Origin of the sequence: Priestia sp. 40, from assembly GCF_049368575.1 — a bacterium.
GTDB classification, from domain to species: Bacteria; Bacillota; Bacilli; order Bacillales; family Bacillaceae_H; genus Priestia; species Priestia zanthoxyli.
Genome location: NZ_JBMPZA010000026.1, coordinates 236414 through 254203, shown reverse-complemented (window position 1 = coordinate 254203; position 17790 = coordinate 236414). Strand labels below are relative to the sequence as shown.

General features: G+C 39.6%; 20 protein-coding genes. 17 read left to right on the top strand and 3 right to left on the bottom strand.

Annotation, left to right across the window (positions count from 1 at the left end):
- The first annotated feature begins 2 nt into the window (after positions 1 to 2).
- From kdpA to ACO1DI_RS27435, 14 genes are all read left to right on the top strand, one after another.
- On the top strand, positions 3 to 1664 hold the full coding sequence (gene kdpA / locus ACO1DI_RS27500) for a potassium-transporting ATPase subunit KdpA (protein WP_182421063.1): 1662 nt from the start codon (positions 3 to 5) through the stop codon (positions 1662 to 1664).
- Between the two features lie 21 nt (positions 1665 to 1685).
- Positions 1686 to 3761: a potassium-transporting ATPase subunit KdpB gene (gene kdpB / locus ACO1DI_RS27495; protein WP_406866357.1), complete on the top strand. Its 2076-nt coding sequence runs from the start codon at positions 1686 to 1688 to the stop codon at positions 3759 to 3761.
- A 13-nt stretch (positions 3762 to 3774) separates the two neighbouring features.
- The gene (gene kdpC, locus ACO1DI_RS27490) at positions 3775 to 4341 is read left to right on the top strand and encodes a potassium-transporting ATPase subunit KdpC (protein ID WP_014459430.1); all 567 of its coding nucleotides are present in this window, start codon (positions 3775 to 3777) and stop codon (positions 4339 to 4341) included.
- A gap of 53 nt (positions 4342 to 4394) precedes the next feature.
- Complete coding sequence (kdpDN, locus tag ACO1DI_RS27485; protein WP_014459431.1) at positions 4395 to 5543, top strand: KdpD-like non-kinase potassium sensor; 1149 nt, start codon at positions 4395 to 4397, stop codon at positions 5541 to 5543.
- Positions 5544 to 5572: 29 nt separating this feature from the next.
- Positions 5573 to 6007, top strand: a complete 435-nt coding sequence (locus ACO1DI_RS27480; RefSeq protein ID WP_014459432.1) for a CBS domain-containing protein — start codon at positions 5573 to 5575, stop codon at positions 6005 to 6007.
- Between the two features lie 254 nt (positions 6008 to 6261).
- On the top strand, positions 6262 to 6816 hold the full coding sequence (lepB, locus tag ACO1DI_RS27475; RefSeq protein ID WP_014459433.1) for a signal peptidase I: 555 nt from the start codon (positions 6262 to 6264) through the stop codon (positions 6814 to 6816).
- 90 nt (positions 6817 to 6906) lie between these two features.
- Positions 6907 to 7542, top strand: coding sequence for a hypothetical protein (locus ACO1DI_RS27470; RefSeq protein WP_423145779.1), 636 nt, complete (start codon positions 6907 to 6909; stop codon positions 7540 to 7542).
- 27 nt (positions 7543 to 7569) lie between these two features.
- Positions 7570 to 8001, top strand: a complete 432-nt coding sequence (locus tag ACO1DI_RS27465; protein ID WP_423145778.1) for a hypothetical protein — start codon at positions 7570 to 7572, stop codon at positions 7999 to 8001.
- Between the two features lie 246 nt (positions 8002 to 8247).
- A complete protein-coding gene (locus ACO1DI_RS27460) occupies positions 8248 to 9135 on the top strand; it encodes a sulfite exporter TauE/SafE family protein (RefSeq protein ID WP_014459435.1) in 888 nt (295 codons plus the stop codon).
- Positions 9136 to 9509: 374 nt separating this feature from the next.
- The gene (locus ACO1DI_RS27455; protein WP_013057717.1) at positions 9510 to 9971 is read left to right on the top strand and encodes a hypothetical protein; all 462 of its coding nucleotides are present in this window, start codon (positions 9510 to 9512) and stop codon (positions 9969 to 9971) included.
- Positions 9972 to 10086: 115 nt separating this feature from the next.
- Complete coding sequence (locus tag ACO1DI_RS27450) at positions 10087 to 10545, top strand: hypothetical protein (protein ID WP_115654282.1); 459 nt, start codon at positions 10087 to 10089, stop codon at positions 10543 to 10545.
- The gene (locus tag ACO1DI_RS27445; RefSeq protein WP_013057715.1) at positions 10545 to 10865 is read left to right on the top strand and encodes a hypothetical protein; all 321 of its coding nucleotides are present in this window, start codon (positions 10545 to 10547) and stop codon (positions 10863 to 10865) included. Before ACO1DI_RS27450 ends, ACO1DI_RS27445 begins: the two co-directional genes overlap by 1 nt.
- Complete coding sequence (locus ACO1DI_RS27440) at positions 10865 to 12124, top strand: glutathionylspermidine synthase family protein (RefSeq protein WP_209366954.1); 1260 nt, start codon at positions 10865 to 10867, stop codon at positions 12122 to 12124. Before ACO1DI_RS27445 ends, ACO1DI_RS27440 begins: the two co-directional genes overlap by 1 nt.
- A gap of 14 nt (positions 12125 to 12138) precedes the next feature.
- Entirely contained in the window at positions 12139 to 12555 is a 417-nt protein-coding gene (locus tag ACO1DI_RS27435) for a DUF350 domain-containing protein (protein WP_013057713.1), read from the top strand.
- Between the two features lie 18 nt (positions 12556 to 12573).
- On the opposite strand, the gene ACO1DI_RS27430 is transcribed toward ACO1DI_RS27435, so the two are convergent.
- Positions 12574 to 12720, bottom strand: coding sequence for a hypothetical protein (locus tag ACO1DI_RS27430; protein ID WP_014459440.1), 147 nt, complete (start codon positions 12718 to 12720; stop codon positions 12574 to 12576).
- A 189-nt stretch (positions 12721 to 12909) separates the two neighbouring features.
- Here ACO1DI_RS27430 and ACO1DI_RS27425 point away from each other — a divergent pair, with 189 nt between their 5' ends.
- Complete coding sequence (locus ACO1DI_RS27425; RefSeq protein WP_014459441.1) at positions 12910 to 13335, top strand: DUF6843 domain-containing protein; 426 nt, start codon at positions 12910 to 12912, stop codon at positions 13333 to 13335.
- 42 nt (positions 13336 to 13377) lie between these two features.
- Here the strand turns inward: ACO1DI_RS27425 and ACO1DI_RS27420 are convergent, their stop codons facing one another.
- Positions 13378 to 13830, bottom strand: coding sequence for a hypothetical protein (locus ACO1DI_RS27420; RefSeq protein ID WP_013057711.1), 453 nt, complete (start codon positions 13828 to 13830; stop codon positions 13378 to 13380).
- A 172-nt stretch (positions 13831 to 14002) separates the two neighbouring features.
- Between ACO1DI_RS27420 and ACO1DI_RS27415 the strand changes: the two genes are divergently transcribed.
- Complete coding sequence (locus tag ACO1DI_RS27415; RefSeq protein WP_014459442.1) at positions 14003 to 15340, top strand: sodium-dependent transporter; 1338 nt, start codon at positions 14003 to 14005, stop codon at positions 15338 to 15340.
- Positions 15341 to 15645: 305 nt separating this feature from the next.
- Positions 15646 to 16047, top strand: coding sequence for a hypothetical protein (locus ACO1DI_RS27410; RefSeq protein ID WP_013057709.1), 402 nt, complete (start codon positions 15646 to 15648; stop codon positions 16045 to 16047).
- A gap of 47 nt (positions 16048 to 16094) precedes the next feature.
- Here the strand turns inward: ACO1DI_RS27410 and ACO1DI_RS27405 are convergent, their stop codons facing one another.
- Entirely contained in the window at positions 16095 to 17789 is a 1695-nt protein-coding gene (locus ACO1DI_RS27405; protein ID WP_423145777.1) for a catalase, read from the bottom strand.
- Position 17790 lies beyond the last annotated feature (1 nt).

Sequence of the window (17790 nt, the reverse complement as noted above, 5' to 3'; positions counted from 1 at the left end):
GGATTTTTCTACTATCAGTTGCGCTGCTGCTTATTTTTGTAGCGCTTATTGCAAAGCCCGTAGGTATTTATATAGCGAATGTATTTTCAAACGATAAAAACACTAGCTTGATAGGAAAGATAGAAACAGTGATGTTTAAAGCAGCAGGAATTAAAGGGCTTAATCAAACGTGGAAGCAATATGCATTGGCTCTCGTGTTGGCGAATACGTTTATGATTTTTGTGGTGTACCTTATCTTCCGATTCCAAGGGGTACTGCCGCTAAACCCAAGCCACATAAAAGGAATGGATCCGGCCCTTGCTTTTAACACAGCCATTAGTTTTATGACAAATACGAACTTGCAGCACTACAGCGGTGAGTCAGGTTTGTCCTATTTCTCACAGATGGCCGCCATTGTATTTATGATGTTTGCTGCACCAGCAACAGCACTTGCAGTAGCAATCGCTTTTATTCGCGGGCTAGCAGGGAAAGAAATGGGAAACTTTTTTGTTGATTTTGTAAAATCAATTACGCGTATTTTACTTCCTATTGCTTTTATAACAGGTATTTTATTTACGTTTTTAGGTGTCCCTCAAACGTTAAGCGGAACGGTGACTGCCCATACATTAGAAGGGGCAACACAGCAAATTGCAAGGGGACCAGTTGCTTCTTTTCTTTCAATCAAAGAGCTAGGCAACAACGGAGGGGGATTTTTTGGTGTCAACTCAGCCCATCCATTTGAAAATCCCAATGCGTGGAGCAATGTGTTACAGATTGTCCTTATGCTTTTATTACCAACCGCACTTCCTTTCACATACGGAAAAATGATCGGACAGCGTAAACAAGGTCGCATCTTGTTTGTATCGATGAGTATGCTGTTTATCGTTATCTTAAGCACAGCGTTTGTAACAGAGTGGGGCGGTAACCCTAGACTTGATGCTTTTCATTTAAATGAAGCGAGCGGTTATATGGAAGGGAAAGAAGTCCGGTTTGGTGTCGGTATGTCAACGCTGTACGCCATCGTGACGACAGCAAGTGAAACAGGCGCGGTGAACGCGATGCACGATACCCTGACGCCTCTTACCGGGTTGTTAACGCTTGGAAATATGATGTTAAATACCGTATTTGGCGGTGTCGGAGCAGGATTTATGAATGTTATGATGTACGTCATCATCGCCGTATTTTTATCAGGTTTAATGGTTGGAAGAACACCAGAATACGTAGGTAAAAAAATTGAAGGAAAAGAAATGAAGCTAATCGCCGTGACGCTTATTCTGCAGCCGCTGCTAATTTTAGGAGGAACAGCTGTAGCACTTACCACTCATTTAGGAATGGAAGGTATATCAAATCCAGGCTTTCACGGGTTAAGTCAGGCACTGTATGAATTTACGTCGTCAGCAGCAAACAATGGATCCGGTTTTGAAGGATTAGGTGACGCAACGCCGTTTTGGAACATTTCTACGGGAATTGTTATGTATATTGGACGTTACTTCGGACTAATTACAATGCTGGCGGTATCGAGCTCACTAGCATCCAAACAGCTTGTTCCCCAAACACCTGGGACATTTAAAACGGATACGTCTTTATTTAGCGGCATTTTAATTGGAACTACCGTTATTGTAGGAGCACTTACGTTTTTCCCAGTGCTTGTACTTGGACCGGTTGCTGAGTATTTAACACTGTAATAAAGAAAGCGGAGGATCATAATGAATAAACGGAATTTTGCAAATGATCTTGAATTGGATCACAACAGTCCCATTCAAGGTTCTGTAGATAAACAAGCTTCATCCATTTTTATTCAATCATTAAAACAGGCTTTTATCAAGCTAAGTCCAAGAACAATGATAAAAAATCCTATCATGTTCGTAGTAGAAATCGGGTTTGTTATTACACTTTTTTTAGCCGTTGTTCCAGACCTTTTCGGAGAAAGTACAGTAAGCGCAGGCTTTAATATTGCCGTATCTCTCGTGTTATTTTTCACCATTGTTTTTGCTAATTTTGCAGAAGCATTAGCAGAAGGACGAGGAAAGGCACAGGCAAACTCATTGAAGAAATCTAAAGGCGATATTACAGCTAATCAGCTTCAAAACGGGCAGATGATACAAGTTTCGGCATCGCAACTAAAAAAAGGAGACATCGTCGTCGTTTCACAAGGTGAGATGATTCCTGGAGATGGAGAAATCATTAAAGGACTGGCGTCTGTTGATGAATCGGCTATTACGGGTGAATCGGCACCTGTTATGAAAGAAGCAGGCGGGGACTTTAACTCTGTAACTGGAGGTACAAGAGTTGTCAGTGATGAAATTACAATTAAAATTACGTGTGAGCAAGGTGAATCGTTTTTAGATAAAATGATTTCGCTTGTTGAAGGAGCACAGCGTCAAAAAACACCAAATGAAATTGCGCTAAATACGGTTTTGACAAGTCTGACGATTATTTTCTTACTAGTAGTGGTGACGCTTCCTGTCTTTACAAACTACCTACACTTTCAGCTCGACACGGCCATTTTAATTTCACTGCTCGTCTGTCTCATCCCTACAACAATTGGAGGCTTATTATCGGCCATTGGAATTGCTGGGATGGACCGAGTCACGCAGTTTAACGTGATTGCTATGTCAGGAAAAGCAGTAGAAGCAGCAGGTGACATTAACACAATTATTTTAGATAAAACCGGTACCATTACGTTTGGAAACCGAATGGCTCATCAATTAACGACTGTAGAAGGCATAGACGAACGTGACCTTTACAAATGGGCGTTTGTTTCTTCTCTTTATGACGAAACACCAGAAGGGCGCTCAGTTGTTGATTTTATTCAAAATCGCATGGGAGTAGAAGATCTTAGAAAAACCGAAGGAACGTTTGTTGAATTCAAAGCGGAAACGCGAATGAGCGGCATTGACTTACAGAATGTATCTGTACGAAAAGGGGCAGTGGACGCCGTCACGGCATGGGTAGAGTCAAAGGGCGGGATGGTTCCCTCTGATTTACAGCAAAAAGCAAATGAAATTGCAGGAGCTGGTGGCACGCCGCTTGCCGTCGCCGCTGATGATAAAATTTATGGCTTGATTTATTTAAAAGACACGGTAAAACCAGGAATGAAAGAACGCTTTGATGAACTTCGTAAAATGGGCATTAAAACAGTCATGTGTACAGGAGATAATCCGTTAACCGCAGCAACCATTGCAAAAGAAGCGGGAGTAGATGAATTTATTGCGGAATGCAAGCCAGAAGACAAGATTCAAGTGATTAAATACGAACAGCAGCAAGGAAAGCTAGTTGCCATGACAGGTGACGGGACAAACGATGCCCCTGCACTTGCTCAAGCTGATGTTGGCTTAGCAATGAACAGCGGAACCTCAGCTGCTAAAGAAGCAGCAAATATGGTCGACTTGGATTCTGATCCCACTAAAATCATTGAAGTCGTTTCAATTGGAAAACAGCTATTAATGACAAGGGGTGCCTTAACTACATTCAGCATCGCAAACGATATTGCTAAGTATTTCGCGATTATTCCAGCGATGTTTACCCTGGCGATTCCGCAAATGGAGGCTCTTAACGTAATGAAGCTTCATTCACCTCTATCTGCCGTGTTGTCAGCGCTCATTTTTAATGCGGTCATTATCCCGCTTCTAATTCCCTTAGCCATGAAGGGTATTGCGTATAAGCCGATGAGTTCGAACGCCCTGCTGCGAAAAAATTTGTTCATTTACGGGTTAGGTGGAGTATTGGTTCCATTCATTGGGATTAAAGGGATTGACTTTATACTTTCATTTGTAATGTAGAGGAGAAGAAACGATGATACAAACAGAACGAACGGGAAGCATTATTGTTCGCTTAACGATTATGATGATGATACTTTGTGGTCTTATTTATCCTGTTGTGATGACAGGTATTGCTCAAACAGCTGTTCCAAGTAAAGCAAACGGCAGCCTAATCTATTCAAACAATCATCAAGTTATCGGTTCTAAGCTGGTTGGGCAGCAGTTTACAAGCAATGCATTTTTTCACGGCAGAGTCTCTAGTATTGATTATAACGGAGCAGGGTCTGGCTCGTTGAATTTAGCACCTTCAAATAAAGATCTTACGAATCGTATCGAGAAATCCGTAGCGGTTTGGAAAAAAGAAAACGAGGTACCAAAGGAAGGGATTCCAATTGATGCCGTCACGAATTCGGCTTCTGGACTCGATCCGGATATTACGCCACAAGCTGCATATGCACAAGTAGAGCGCGTGGCAAAAGCAGCCCATATTAAAACCCAGACGCTAAAAGAGCTAATCAAAAAACATACTCAGCAAGGGGCTTTTGGTGCAAAACGCGTAAATGTAGTAGAGCTAAATTTAGCTGTTCAACGAGAACGCTAATTACACGCACTCGCTTCATGCACTGAAGCGAGTGTGATAAAGGAGCCCGAACAATGAAAGAAAAAGAAGCTCATCCATACTTTCGAAGAAAAACTCCGGAAGAACTATTGCGTGAACTTCATGATCATAAGCGTGGAAAGCTTAAACTCTACATCGGTGCCGCACCGGGAGTAGGAAAGACTTATAAAATGCTTCAAGATGCCCATGACTTAGTCAAAGAAGGCGTAGATGTCGTAATTGGATATGTAGAAACACACGGCAGGAATGAGACTAAGGAAATGATCGGAAATCTAGAAGTGATCCAAAGAGAAACCGTTTTTTATAAAGGAAAAGAATTACAAGAGCTTGATTTACTGGCGATCGTAAGAAGGCGACCAAAAGTTGTCCTTATCGATGAACTCGCTCATACAAATGTACCGACAAGCCGCCATAAAAAACGTTTTGAAGATGTTTCTTACCTGCTCAACCAAGGTATTTCAGTTATGTCAGCAATGAACATTCAGCATATGGAAAGCGTACATGACCTCGTATATGCTGTTACCCAGGTAAAAGTTCGTGAAACGGTGCCGGATTTATTTATTCAGCAAGCAGATGAAATTCAGCTTGTCGACGTTACACCGGAACAGCTGCAAAAGCGTCTTCGTGAAGGCAAAATATACGAAGTCCATAAAATTGAACAAAGCCTGCAGTCTTTTTTTAAGCTAGCAAATCTCCATGCCCTTCGTGAATTAACGCTCAGAGAAATAGCGGATGAAGTGGACGGCAAGCTCATTCATTCCCATGAAATTGGTGTAACAGGTATTTGCGAACGTATTTTAGTGTGCATTCAATACAGTGAAACAGCTGAAAAACTGATTCGAAGAGGCTGGAGAATGGCGAACCGATTGAAAGCAGATTTGCTGCTGCTCCATGTTTTTAAAGGCGAGCAGACTGAGAGGCAGAAAACACAAATCAAACAGTGGCAGGCATTCGCTGACCGCTTTCACGCATCGTTAATTGTAGAAGAAGCTAAAAAGCAAAAACCAGCCGCAGTGATTGTGAACGTAGCCAAGCAGTATCGCGTTACTCAAATCTTACTAGGGCAATCAGCGAGGACAAGATGGGAAGAGATTCGAAAAGGCTCTATTGTAAATACAATTATGCGACAGACTCATGACATCGATATTCATATTGTTTCAGATTCAGCAAAACAACAAAAATAAAATGCATATATAACAAAAGGAGAATATGAGTGAATATTGCGTTCTTTTTACTTCCTAAAAAAGAAGTGGTTACCCTATCGACACGGTCAACAATCCGTCAAGCATTGGAGAAAATGGAGTATCATCGCTACTCTTCTGTACCGCTTATTAATCAAAAAGGAGAATATGTAGGGACTTTGACAGAAGGAGACTTGCTATGGAAGCTAAAAAGCCTAGAGCATATAGAACTCCATGAGCTAGAACATCTACGAATTGAAGAAGTCCCAAGGCATCGCGATTATGAAGCTATTACAATTAATGATGAAATGGAAAGTATTTTATCACGCGCGTCTGAACAAAATTTTGTGCCGGTTGTAGATGATCAAAACATTTTTATTGGACTCGTGCGGCGAAGAGAGATTATAGAGTATTGCATCTCCCAATTTTTTATACATGAAGAAGCCCCTTTAAATGTGAAGATTTAGTTAAGTTTGCGTAAAAAACATAATTTTTACATAAAAGGTAGTCTCTTTTTATATAATTAATGTTATAATAAGAGATGTAAAGACGAAACTTGCGTAATGTAAGCCTCTAACATTTGTTAGAGGTTCTTTTTTTACATAACATAAAACATTTGATTTCAGTTCTTTCTATGGTTAAGTTAGAATAAGTGTTAAAGTAAGAGGTTTCTTGCTTTTTTACATAAGAAAAGTGAGCTGTACAAAGGAGACAAAGTATATTGACTACGGAAAAAACAAAAAGCGATCAATTACGCAGCATATTCAAAACTATTATCTTCGCTATCGCTCTAGTATTTATGATTCGCGCATTTTTATTTTCTCCGTATATTGTAGAAGGCGCTTCAATGAACCCAACGCTGCATAACGGAGAGCGTTTGTTTGTGAATAAACTGTCGTATTCGCTCCATGATCTTCGCCGCGGAGATATTGTGATTATTAAAGATGAGGCTAAGAATAAGCATTATGTAAAAAGAGTAATCGGTCTGCCAGGTGAAAAAATCGAAATGAAAAAAGATCAGCTTTATATTGATGATAAAAAAGTAAGTGAACCTTATTTAAAAACCAATCGTCAAATTGCCAATAACATGGATATGGAGCTAACAGGAGATTTTGAACCCGTTCAAATACCCAAAAACGAAGTATTTGTAATGGGTGATAACCGTCTGTACAGTATGGATAGCCGCAACGGTCTAGGTCTCATTGATGAAAAACGGATTGTCGGAAAAAGCGAATTTGTATTTTACCCCGTCAAAAAAATAAGAAAAACGACGTAAAAAGAAAGGCCGGCGAAGGTATTTCTTTTTTTGTGCCTATGTCTACTCGGCTTCTAGATGGGCAAGCTAAGGAAAAAAGGTGTGAATTAATTGAAGACAGCCTATGAAAAGTTATTTAAACATTTTAAATTTGTTGATGCTCTTGAGATGAAAAACCGATTAGCAATGGGACCTATCCTCACATACGCTTCACGGGAAAACGGGGAAATATCCGATATCGATCTGACTTTTTACGAAAAACGAGTAGGGGGCGTCAGTACGGTAATTATCGGCCCCGCGTTTATCACAGAAAATGGCCAAGTAGCACCTGGTCAAATCGGAATTCATCGTGATCAGGTCATACGAAAGCTTCATCAACTAACCCAAATGATTCATAGAAGAGGAGCTAAAGCGATTCTTCAACTATCGCACGGGGGAAGAAAGTGTGTAGAAATGGAAAATAAATGGGAAGCCATTAGCCCGAGTGAAAAGCCTCACAAACGTAAAGGCAAAAAGCCTGTTCAAATGACCGAGCGCGATATAACTTATATGGTTCAAGCGTTTGGCGAAGCTACCACAAGAGCTATGGAAGCAGGGTTTGATGGAGTAGAAATTGACGGAGGAAATGAATGTTTACTGCAGCAGTTTATATCAAGGCAAGCCAATGAACGAAGTGATTCTTATGGTGGAAGCGCAGAAAACCGCTTCACTTTTGCACTTGAAGTTATTCGTGAAGTGACGCGTTGAGCAGCACATGCGGGCAAACCATTTATTGTGGGGTATACATTAGCGCCCAAAGAAAAAGGCTATTTAGGAAATAAAGTGGAAGATACATTTGAATGGATTGACCGTCTTGTTTATACAGAAATTGATTATTTACATATTAGTGCTTTGCATGAACCTACCTTAAGTAGTGAAGAAAATCGCTCACTGCTTTCTTCAATTATTAAGCACGTCAATCACCGGGTCCCTCTTGTGGGTACAGGAGGACTTACGGCAACAGAAGTAGCAGAAGCTTTTGAGCAAGGGCTGGCTCTAATTACGATTGAACAAGCATTAGTTGTACAGCCAGATTGGGTAGAAAAAGTGATAAATAGCGATGAACCCGCTTCTATGGATGTGACGTCATTAGATAAAGATGTGAGTTTGCCACCTGAAGTACTAGTTCACTGGAAAGATCTTCATAAAAACGACCGCCATTATTAAGACGGTCGTTTTTATGTTGTTGATTTAACAAGAAGAGTTTTATTTTACTGATACTATAACCAAGCAGCACGCATAGACTAAAAGAAAAACTAAAAACACAGTTGACTTCTAGGAATAGTTAGGATTACAATATAAACAACTTATTCATAAAACGGACAGCTGATCGGACATACCGAAGGCTTCTAGCAAACAACTGTTGGAGGCCTTTTTGTGCTTTCTAACAGAAGATGAAAGTGGAGGGACAACATGAAAAAGTTAATTACGTTTGCACTTATTGGCTTTTTAGCTCAGTTAATTGATGGATCACTCGGAATGGCATACGGCGTAACATCAACTACGCTACTTTTAACCTTTGGAATTGCACCAGCTGTGGCTTCGGCATCTGTTCACTTAGCAGAAGTTGTAACAACAGCAGCGTCTGGTGTTTCGCATATTAAATTCGGAAACGTAGATAAAGCGATGGTTTTAAAACTGATTATCCCTGGTTCCATCGGGGCTTTTGTAGGAGCCTGCTTTCTAAGTAATTTACCCGGAGATGCAGTAAGGCCTTACGTCTCAACATTCTTATTGCTCCTAGGAGTTTATGTGTTATTTCGTTTTTTATTTACGTTTAAGACAAATGAAGAAAAGAACACTAAACCTTTATCAACGAAGCAGTCCATTCCGTTAGGATTAATCGCTGGATTTGCGGATGCTACAGGAGGAGGCGGCTGGGGGCCGATTGCAACGCCTGTATTGCTAGCTAAAAAAGGCACAACAGCACGAAAAGTCGTTGGAACCGTAGATACGAGTGAATTTGCTATTGCCGTCTCGGCTACACTTGGCTTTTTAATTTCTCTTGGGTGGGAGCAAGTAAACTGGTTCTGGGTAGGCGCCCTTATGATTGGCGGAATTATCGCGGCTCCGATTGCTGCATGGTTTGTTCGTATCATCCCGGCTCACTTGCTTGGTTCGCTTGTTGGTGGGTTTATCATTTTAACAAATGCTCGTACACTCTTAAACACATGGGTATCAAGCAGCTCAACTCAGATAGCTGTATATGCATTCATACTTATTGTATGGGCAGCAGCGATCATTTACTCACTGTTACAAGGGAAAAAATATAATCAAAATCGAAACGTAGAAGTTTCGTAATAAAAGGATGGAATAAAAATAGCTTAGTTAAAGGAAAATCTGAAGATGTTTGATTCTTGATGGAGAATCAAACATCTTCAGATTTTTTTATGGTTAGGGTGAATGTAAGTTTCATGTATGTAGTGGCTTCTAGCTGTTGATTGGAGGGCAAAGCGAAGTCTCAAAGCGGCCGCCCGCGGAAATCAACAGCGGTGTACCAAAGTAATCCGTACTAGATTATTTTTCTCATTCCCTTTTATCATCTAAATTCTGCAAAATAGATGAGCGTAGATATTTTTTTTGCGTCTTATGATACAATAGACGAGTTCATTCATGAGTGGGAATACTTTCTAACACATATAAAATTCATTGAATCGTCGAGGTGTGAAGAGTAAGTGGTCTATTTTATTTTAGTATTAGTAGCAGCTATCGAAGTAATTGTCTTATTGATTAATCGACCTGTATTTGCAAACATTCCGTATGTTCAAGTATATATTGTTCCTTTGTTAGTAGTAATTGTCATCACGATGTTGCTTTCGCGAAATCCAAAGAGATTTATGCGGTGGTTTAAACAAGGGCTTATTACGATTTCAGTCGTTGTGCTTGTATTCGTACCGGTTCTCTATGCCAAAAATCTCCCCCTGTATGGTTATAATGAAGCAAAAAAAATGCTTGCGCAAAGAGAACAGCTCTTGCTAAGTCAGTTCCAAAAAGGAAAATACGTATATCCAGCAAAAGACAGCCCTAAAAAATACCGTTATCTATTTAAAGTCAATCGTGGAAACGGCATGCTTGAATATGTATTCGACCCATACACAGGCGGTTATGAAGTTGTGACAGATGTGATAAAAAAATAAAGGTTTAGCTTATTTAAAGCTAAGCCTTTTAATATGAGAAAAATTGAAACTTTTTGAAAATCTGTGCGTATTTATTAAAGAACGTTCACAAAAAAGTCACAAAAGGAGTTGCACAATGGGAAAGTTAGAATACCGACTGCTAAAGCCTGATGATACATTTGTATCTATTTATCACTATCAATCTATTGAACTTGAACAAGTTTTAGCACGAAGAGAATGCGAATTTTTTGTTAAAGAAGGAGTAACGTATAAACAAACTTCATCTGCAGTCGAAGATGATATCCATATTATTTATGTAAAAGAACATGAACATGGACCGAAAGAGCAAGCAGAAGATGATCACAGAGAGATTATATTAGAAGTCCGCGAACTGAATTCTCTTCGAGGACATCCGATTTTATTCGTCTCTTCATTTTATACGCACTTGGACGTATTAAGTTATATCGGAACAGTTTATACCTACTATAATGGATGGGAATGGGAAAGAGACTCTGCGGAAATTGATGAAGATCGCAGCGTGTACAGTTTATATGTAACAAAAACAGGCGTAACGTATAAAGGGGGAAAGGCGTAATGTCAAAAACAAAAAAAATGATGGCCGGGGTTTTGACCACAGCTTTAATGACATCGCTCGTTGCCTGTGGTTCAACTGATCAGGCAAGACCAGCTAAACCGAAAGATAAATCGTGTGACAAGTGGAAATGGGATGAAGATACGCAAACGTACTACTGTTCAGATTCTTCTTCTTCGCACAGCGGCTCATATTATCACGGAGGCCGCTACTACGGCTCTAAAAAACAGTTGACCTCATCATCGGCCTATAAATCATTTAAATCAAGCAGCTCGTATAAATCTGGAATTGGGAGCGGCTCTAAAGGCGGTTTTGGCGGGTAATGCACAAAGAAAAGCGAGAAATGTTTTATAAAGAAATTGAAGATTTTTGGCACGATTTATACGGAACAGAGTATGCTCTTTATGACGTACATATAGAGTCTTCTTATATTATTGATTCTATTAAAGAAGCTGCAAATCAAATTGGGGCATTATTTTTTAAAACCGCACCTTTACTTCGTTCGTTAGATGATCAGACTCTTTTTTCTTTAGGATTTCCAAAAGACAGCATCCCGTACCTACGACTGAAAACGATGGAAACAGAAAGTGTGATTTCGCGCCTTGATTTTGCTGTTACGACTGATCAAATTAAGCTTTTAGAACTAAATGCGGATACGCCTACGTTCATTAAAGAATTATTTCATGTAAATGAGTTAGTCTGTCGTCATTTTCAAGTACAAAACCCTAATAAGCTTGAGGAAAAAAAGCTTGCTTTAGCATTAAAACACGCCATTTTTGAAGCTTATAACGAGCTCGATAGAACAAACTATCCAAACGTCGTTTTTTCTTCTCATCATACACATGAAGAAGATAAGCTAACGACTCTGTATTTAATGAAGCTAGCCGATGTAGATGCTACATACGTTCCATTATCGCAGCTTCGAATTGTCCCTTCCTCTACAGTGGAAGAAGGTGAACATATAGAAGCAGGCGTGTATGATCAATATGGACAAAAAATAGACGTACTTTATCGCCAAACGTATCCGCTTGAACATTTAATTGAAGATGAAGATCCGAGCACGCATGAAAAAGTCGGACACATGCTTTTAACATTGGCACAGCAAAAACAAGTAGCCATAATCAATCCGCCTTCTGCATTTTTACTGCAGTCCAAAGCCGTGCAAGCACTCATTTGGGCTTTGTATGAACAACATCATCCTTTCTTCACTAAAGAAGAGCATCACATCATTGAAACGTACTTTTTACCAACGTATTTAGAAGAAGATCCATTTATCGAAAGAAAACAAGCATTTGTGAAGAAACCATCTTTTGGTCGTGAGGGAGATACCGTGGAAATTTATAATGAAGATGGAATCAAAATAGAAGAAGATCAGCATAAGACATATCAAGAATACACGGCTGTGTATCAACAGTTTATTCCATTGCCAGCTGCAACGATGAAGACTCAAACGCAAACAATAGAGGCTCATATCATGTACGGCTGCTTTTTATTAAATGGAAAAGCAAGCGCAGTAGGAATACGAGCTGGAAATCAAATTACGGATAACGAATCATACTATTTGCCGATTGGATTAAAATGAAAAGGGGAATAAAAATGACACAATGGATTGATTGGGCTAGTATAGGAAGTTTTTTATCTCACGTAGCAGTAGGGTTAGGGCTATTATTTATCGGAGTCATGGTATTTGAATTAACAACAAAATTTAATGACCGTGAACTCATAAAAAAAGGCAATGTGGCGGTCGCTTTGAAGTTATGGGGAAAAGGAATTGGGCTTGCTATTGTCATTTTTACTGTATGGAGCAACAGCTTAAATTTGGTAGATGCAACTCTTTGGGGAGTAGTAGGTATCATTACTCAAGTAGTGGCATATTGGGTTATTGAATTTATCATGACGCCTAAAACGAGCCTAGCCAAAAAAGTAGAAGAAGGAAATGTAGCGGTTGGAGTAACTCTTTTTGCAGCGTCGGTTGCCGTCGGCCTTATTGTGGCCGGAAGCTTAACATATTAAAAGAAGGCGATTCCTATTTTACGGGGAATCGCTTTTTTTATGTGCAGATTGCTCGTGTTCACTTAGTAATAATGTACGTGTATTTTCACGGTCGGCACGAACAATTTTTTGCTGTGTGTAAAGCGGAATGACAAAGAGCAAAATAAATAAAAAAACATAGCTCATTTTTGTTATCCTCCCATGTAAATTGTAAACGCCTGCTAATAGTGTGTGACAAACAATACGTAAATATAGCATATTTGATTGGATGAACTGGAAAAAATTGAGGGACGCAAAAAGAATATAATCTTACCTTCAACAAAAACTAAAAGCAGTATAGAAGCACGTCTTTTATTGAGAAAGGAGTTGAAAAAAGTGAAAAGGTGGCTCATTTTGTGCTTAATGATTATAATCGCAGCTGGATGTGGACGCCCAGATGAAACGTCTCAACCGAGCATTTTCCTTATACCAGAAGGGTACAAAGGATGGGTTATGGTCGAATATGATAAAGATAACGGAAATCCCAGCAAGACAGAAGGCGACTACACTGTATTTAAAGTAAATGACCAAGGAGTCGGGAAAACCAAAACGCTTTTAAGCGGCGGCGGCTGGGCAAGAAATAAATATTTCTATGTAAATAAAAATGGAGAGCGAAAGCAATTGAAGCAGGGGAAGATGATTCATGGAACGACTCAAGGTAACAAAAATCATACGGTAACCTACTTTTTTGTTGGCACCGCAAAAGAGTTCGACAAGGCCGGAGACTATCGAAGAAAACTTACCGAAGAAAGTTCTTCGTAAAAAAAGAAACGTTGCCTCTTCAGCAACGTTTCTTTTCTATCTTCATTTGAATGTGCAAAAGACGGTGTCTTTTAAACGTTGAATTTCGTTTAATGCTTCTTTCTGCTTATGAATTACCCAATCTGGCAATGAATGTTCAACCGACAGCTCGTCGAAACAAGCCCCGCATGTTTTAACTTCAATATAAGATTCAATATACTGAAGATGATCTAAGTTATAAGCCCAAAGTCGACGTTCAGGGCATATCGTTTCTAAGTAAAGCGGAAGCTGAAAAAAAGGATCTACTGCTTCAGAAAGTTCTAACGGCCCTTGGCTATCAGCATTGGTTACGTCTAGATAACCGCAGTGAGGACACGTGCATGAGTGCGTTGACCCGCTCAATTTTTTATCCAGTTTTACAACTCGCGCACATAGTTCGCAGTTTGGACATTTTACTAAGATAAAGTCAAGGAACTTATCTAAAAATTGTTGCTGTATTACTTGCTGATTTGTCATTTTTTGTACCTCTAACTGTCAAACTTTTTTTAGTTACGAAAATAAATAATGAAACCTACATACTATTCATAACACATGATGGGGGTTAAAACAACAAAAACCCTTTTCGACAGAAGGGTTGTGTGATATAGTATGACAAATCAGAATAAATAAAGAAAAATGGTGAGAAAAAATGAGTCAAAACGAACAATGGACATCAAAACTCGGCTTTATCTTGGCATCTGCCGGTTCCGCAATTGGAATCGGAGCCATTTGGAAACTGCCTTATGTAGCCGGAACAAGCGGAGGAGGGGCCTTCTTTTTACTGTTTATCTTGTTTACAGCAATTATTGGTTTGCCGCTTTTGCTTGCTGAATTTGTACTAGGTAGACATACACAAAAAGAAGCAATTCGTGCTTATGATGCAGTTGCTCCCGGTTCTCTATGGAAAGGAATCGGGTATTTAGGTGTGATTACATGCTTCATTTTATTATCTTTTTATAGTGTAGTAGGAGGGTGGATTTTACAATATATTTTTGCAAGCGTCACCGGTCAGCTGAATGGAGTAAGTGACTACGGGAGTTTATTTAACTCGACCATTGCTAATCCAACAAGTGCTGTTATCTCTCAATTTGTTTTTCTTCTTTTAACAATTGTTGTAGTCGCAAGAGGTATTCAAAATGGTATTGAAAAAGCAAACAAAATTTTAATGCCTGCTCTCTTTATTTTATTTATTATTATCATTATTCGTTCTTTAACATTAGACGGGGCGATGGAAGGCGTATCTTTCTTTTTGTATCCAGATTTTTCAAAGCTTACATCCCAAACCATTTTGTTTGCGATGGGACAAGCATTCTTTTCACTTAGCGTAGGCGTTTCAGTTATGGTTACGTACAGTTCGTATCTATCTAAGCAGCAAAACTTGCCAAAATCGGCTATTTCAATTTCAGCGTTAAATATTTTGATTTCCTTACTAGCAGGACTGGCAATTTTCCCTGCGGTCTTCTCAATGGGTGTAAAACCGACGGAAGGACCAGGTCTTTTATTCATTGTATTGCCTTCTATTTTTGAACAGCTTCCGTTCGGAATTGTGTTTCAAACTTTCTTTTTGGCGCTATTTTTATTTGCCACTTTGACATCTGCGTTTTCGATGTTAGAAATTATTGTTGCTTCTTTAGCCAAAGGAGAGCAGCATAAGCGTATAAAGCTATCTTGGATTTCGGGCTTGCTAATCTTCGTGGTAGGAATACCTTCAGCGCTATCGTATGGTTTATTAAGTGACGTGTCGATCTTTGGAAAAAGCATCTTTGACGCTTTCGATTTTCTTGTAAGTAATATCCTTATGCCACTAGGTGCTCTTTTAATTGCCATCTTTGTTCCTTGGAAAATGAAAAAAGATGTACTAATTGAAGAATTTAAGCACGGTTCAACGAATGTGAAGCGCTGGTTCTCTTTATGGCTTCTTGCCATTCGATACATTGCACCTGTTTTAATTATCATTGTATTTATTAATATGCTAGGCTTTATCTAACGAAAAAACGCTGTTAAAACGCTTGGTTTTAACAGCGTTTTTTTTTGAAGGAAGAGGAGGAGTATGATGCTTGATTTCTTGTATGATATGTTTGTAGGGGCAGGGGTATTTATTTTATTAATAATTCTGTTGCTAGTAGCGAGAACGTCAGGGAAACGCAAGAAATAGGCGGGTATAATTCCCAGTGTAAAAACCCCAAAAAAGACTAACACCACAGAATTAAACTATGATAATATATTATCCTATGAGCATAATCAATGCTCACATATGTTGTGATGAAGCGTTTTTTAGAAAGAGGGATCATCTTGAGTGGAGAAGTTCTTGTCAAGATTTTATCTCAAGCGTATGAACAAAAAAAGACATTACCAATCGTCTCATTCTCGTCTTTTTTTGAACAAAAAAAGGTGGGCTTTCGTTTAAATAACGATGTGTCCGCTGATATTATCTACCATACGCTTATGTGTATTCAGAGAAAAACGTGTGTCCAAGATGTGTTAGTGGAAGTACTAAAAGTTGATAGTCCAAACAATGACGGGGCATTTTCTGATTGTGTATATATTTTAGCAAATGGTACAAAACAGCAAGTGAAAGAATGGGTTCAACCCTTACATCCTAAAAGAGTGAAACAAGGATATCAGCACGGGACACCCATTGATGCGCCACAGTTAAAAAATGACTACCACGTGTTTGCCGTTACTTGGTCATAAGCGTTTAACCCAAAAAACATCCTGCTGTCGCTGCAGGATGTTTTTTGTTAATAAGGATGAGCATCGTTTCCTTTTTCATTAGCTTCTTCTACCGCATCAGCAGCTTTGTTGCTTCCTAACGGTGAACCGCCTTCTTTTGGCAATTTCCCGTATGCAGGAGTCATTTCTGCTCCCATTTCAATTTCTAGGGAACCATCATCATGCATCAGAAGACCAATGCCATTTGCTACTCGATTGCCGTAGTCAAAATCACATTGAGTTAAAAGATTAATCATCTTTGTTTGAACTGTATGGTGACAACATTTTAAGCCGTCTACTAAATTTTGAATAAGCTCATCACGTTCCCAGTCCTCTAGTAAACGATAGCGTTCACCAGCTTGCTTAAAGTCATTTGTACGATCAATTTTTTCTTTTTTTACATTTCCTTCAACATAAGGCTGATGAGGCTTTGGATGGTCATGCGCTTCTTGAAGACCTCCAAGAGAAGAAGGCTCGTAATTTACATGCGGGTTCTGACCCGGAGCAGCATCTACATGATAGGCCATTTGACCGTCGCGTTGATTTGTTGCTACATGTTTTTTCGGCGCGTTAATAGGCAGCTGCAAGTAGTTTGTTCCCACCCGGTGACGCTGCGTGTCGGAATAAGAAAACGTTCTTCCTTGCAGCATTTTATCATCAGAAAAATCTAGCCCGTCTACAAGCACACCCGTACCAAATGCGACTTGCTCCGTTTCAGCAAATACGTTGCTTGGATTTTTATCTAGGACCATTTTACCTACTGGGAGAAATGGAAATTGGTCTTCCGGCCAAATTTTCGTGTCATCAAGCGGATCAAAATCTAGTTCAGGATGCTCTCCATCTTTCATAATTTGTATACAAAGTTCCCACTCGGGGTAGTTACCGCTCTCAATCGCTTCATACAAGTCTTGAGTGGCGTGACTGATATTTTTAGCTTGAATTTCTTCTGCTTGCTTTTGTGTCAAATTTTTAATTCCTTGTTTTGGTTCCCAATGGTATTTCACAAGAAACGCATCGCCATCTTTGTTTACCCACTTATATGTATTAACACCGGAACCTTGCATTTGCCGATAGTTAGCAGGTATACCCCAAGGTGAAAATAAAAAAGTAATCATATGCATAGCCTCAGGGGTGTGAGAAATAAAATCAAAAATACGCTCGGTATCTTGACGGTTTGTCACAGGATCGGGCTTAAAAGCATGAATCAAATCAGGGAATTTAATAGCATCGCGGATAAAAAATATTTTAAGGTTATTTCCTACTAAGTCCCAGTTTCCGTCTTCTGTGTAGAACTTTACAGCAAACCCCCTTGGGTCTCGCATCGTTTCTGGAGAGTCCTTTCCATGAATTACGGTAGAAAATCTGACAAAAACGGGCGTCTGTTTGCCTGCTCCTGAAAAAACTTTTGCGCGAGTGTATTTTTCAACGGGCTCGTCTCCAAGCTTTCCGTACGTTTCAAAATATCCGTGAGCTCCCGTTCCCCGGGCATGAACAACACGTTCCGGTATACGTTCACGATCAAAATGCGAAAGTTTTTCAATCAGCTGGTAATTTTCAAGAGTAGCAGGTCCTCTGTTGCCTACCGTTCGAGAATTTTGGTTATCACGAATGGGGTGACCTTGACGCGTCGTAAGCGTCTGCTTGTTTTCTCCTGCTGCATAGCGTTTGTCTTCCGAGTCACCTGATCCGCTAATATTTGTACCATGAATGCCTTTATGGCTCATA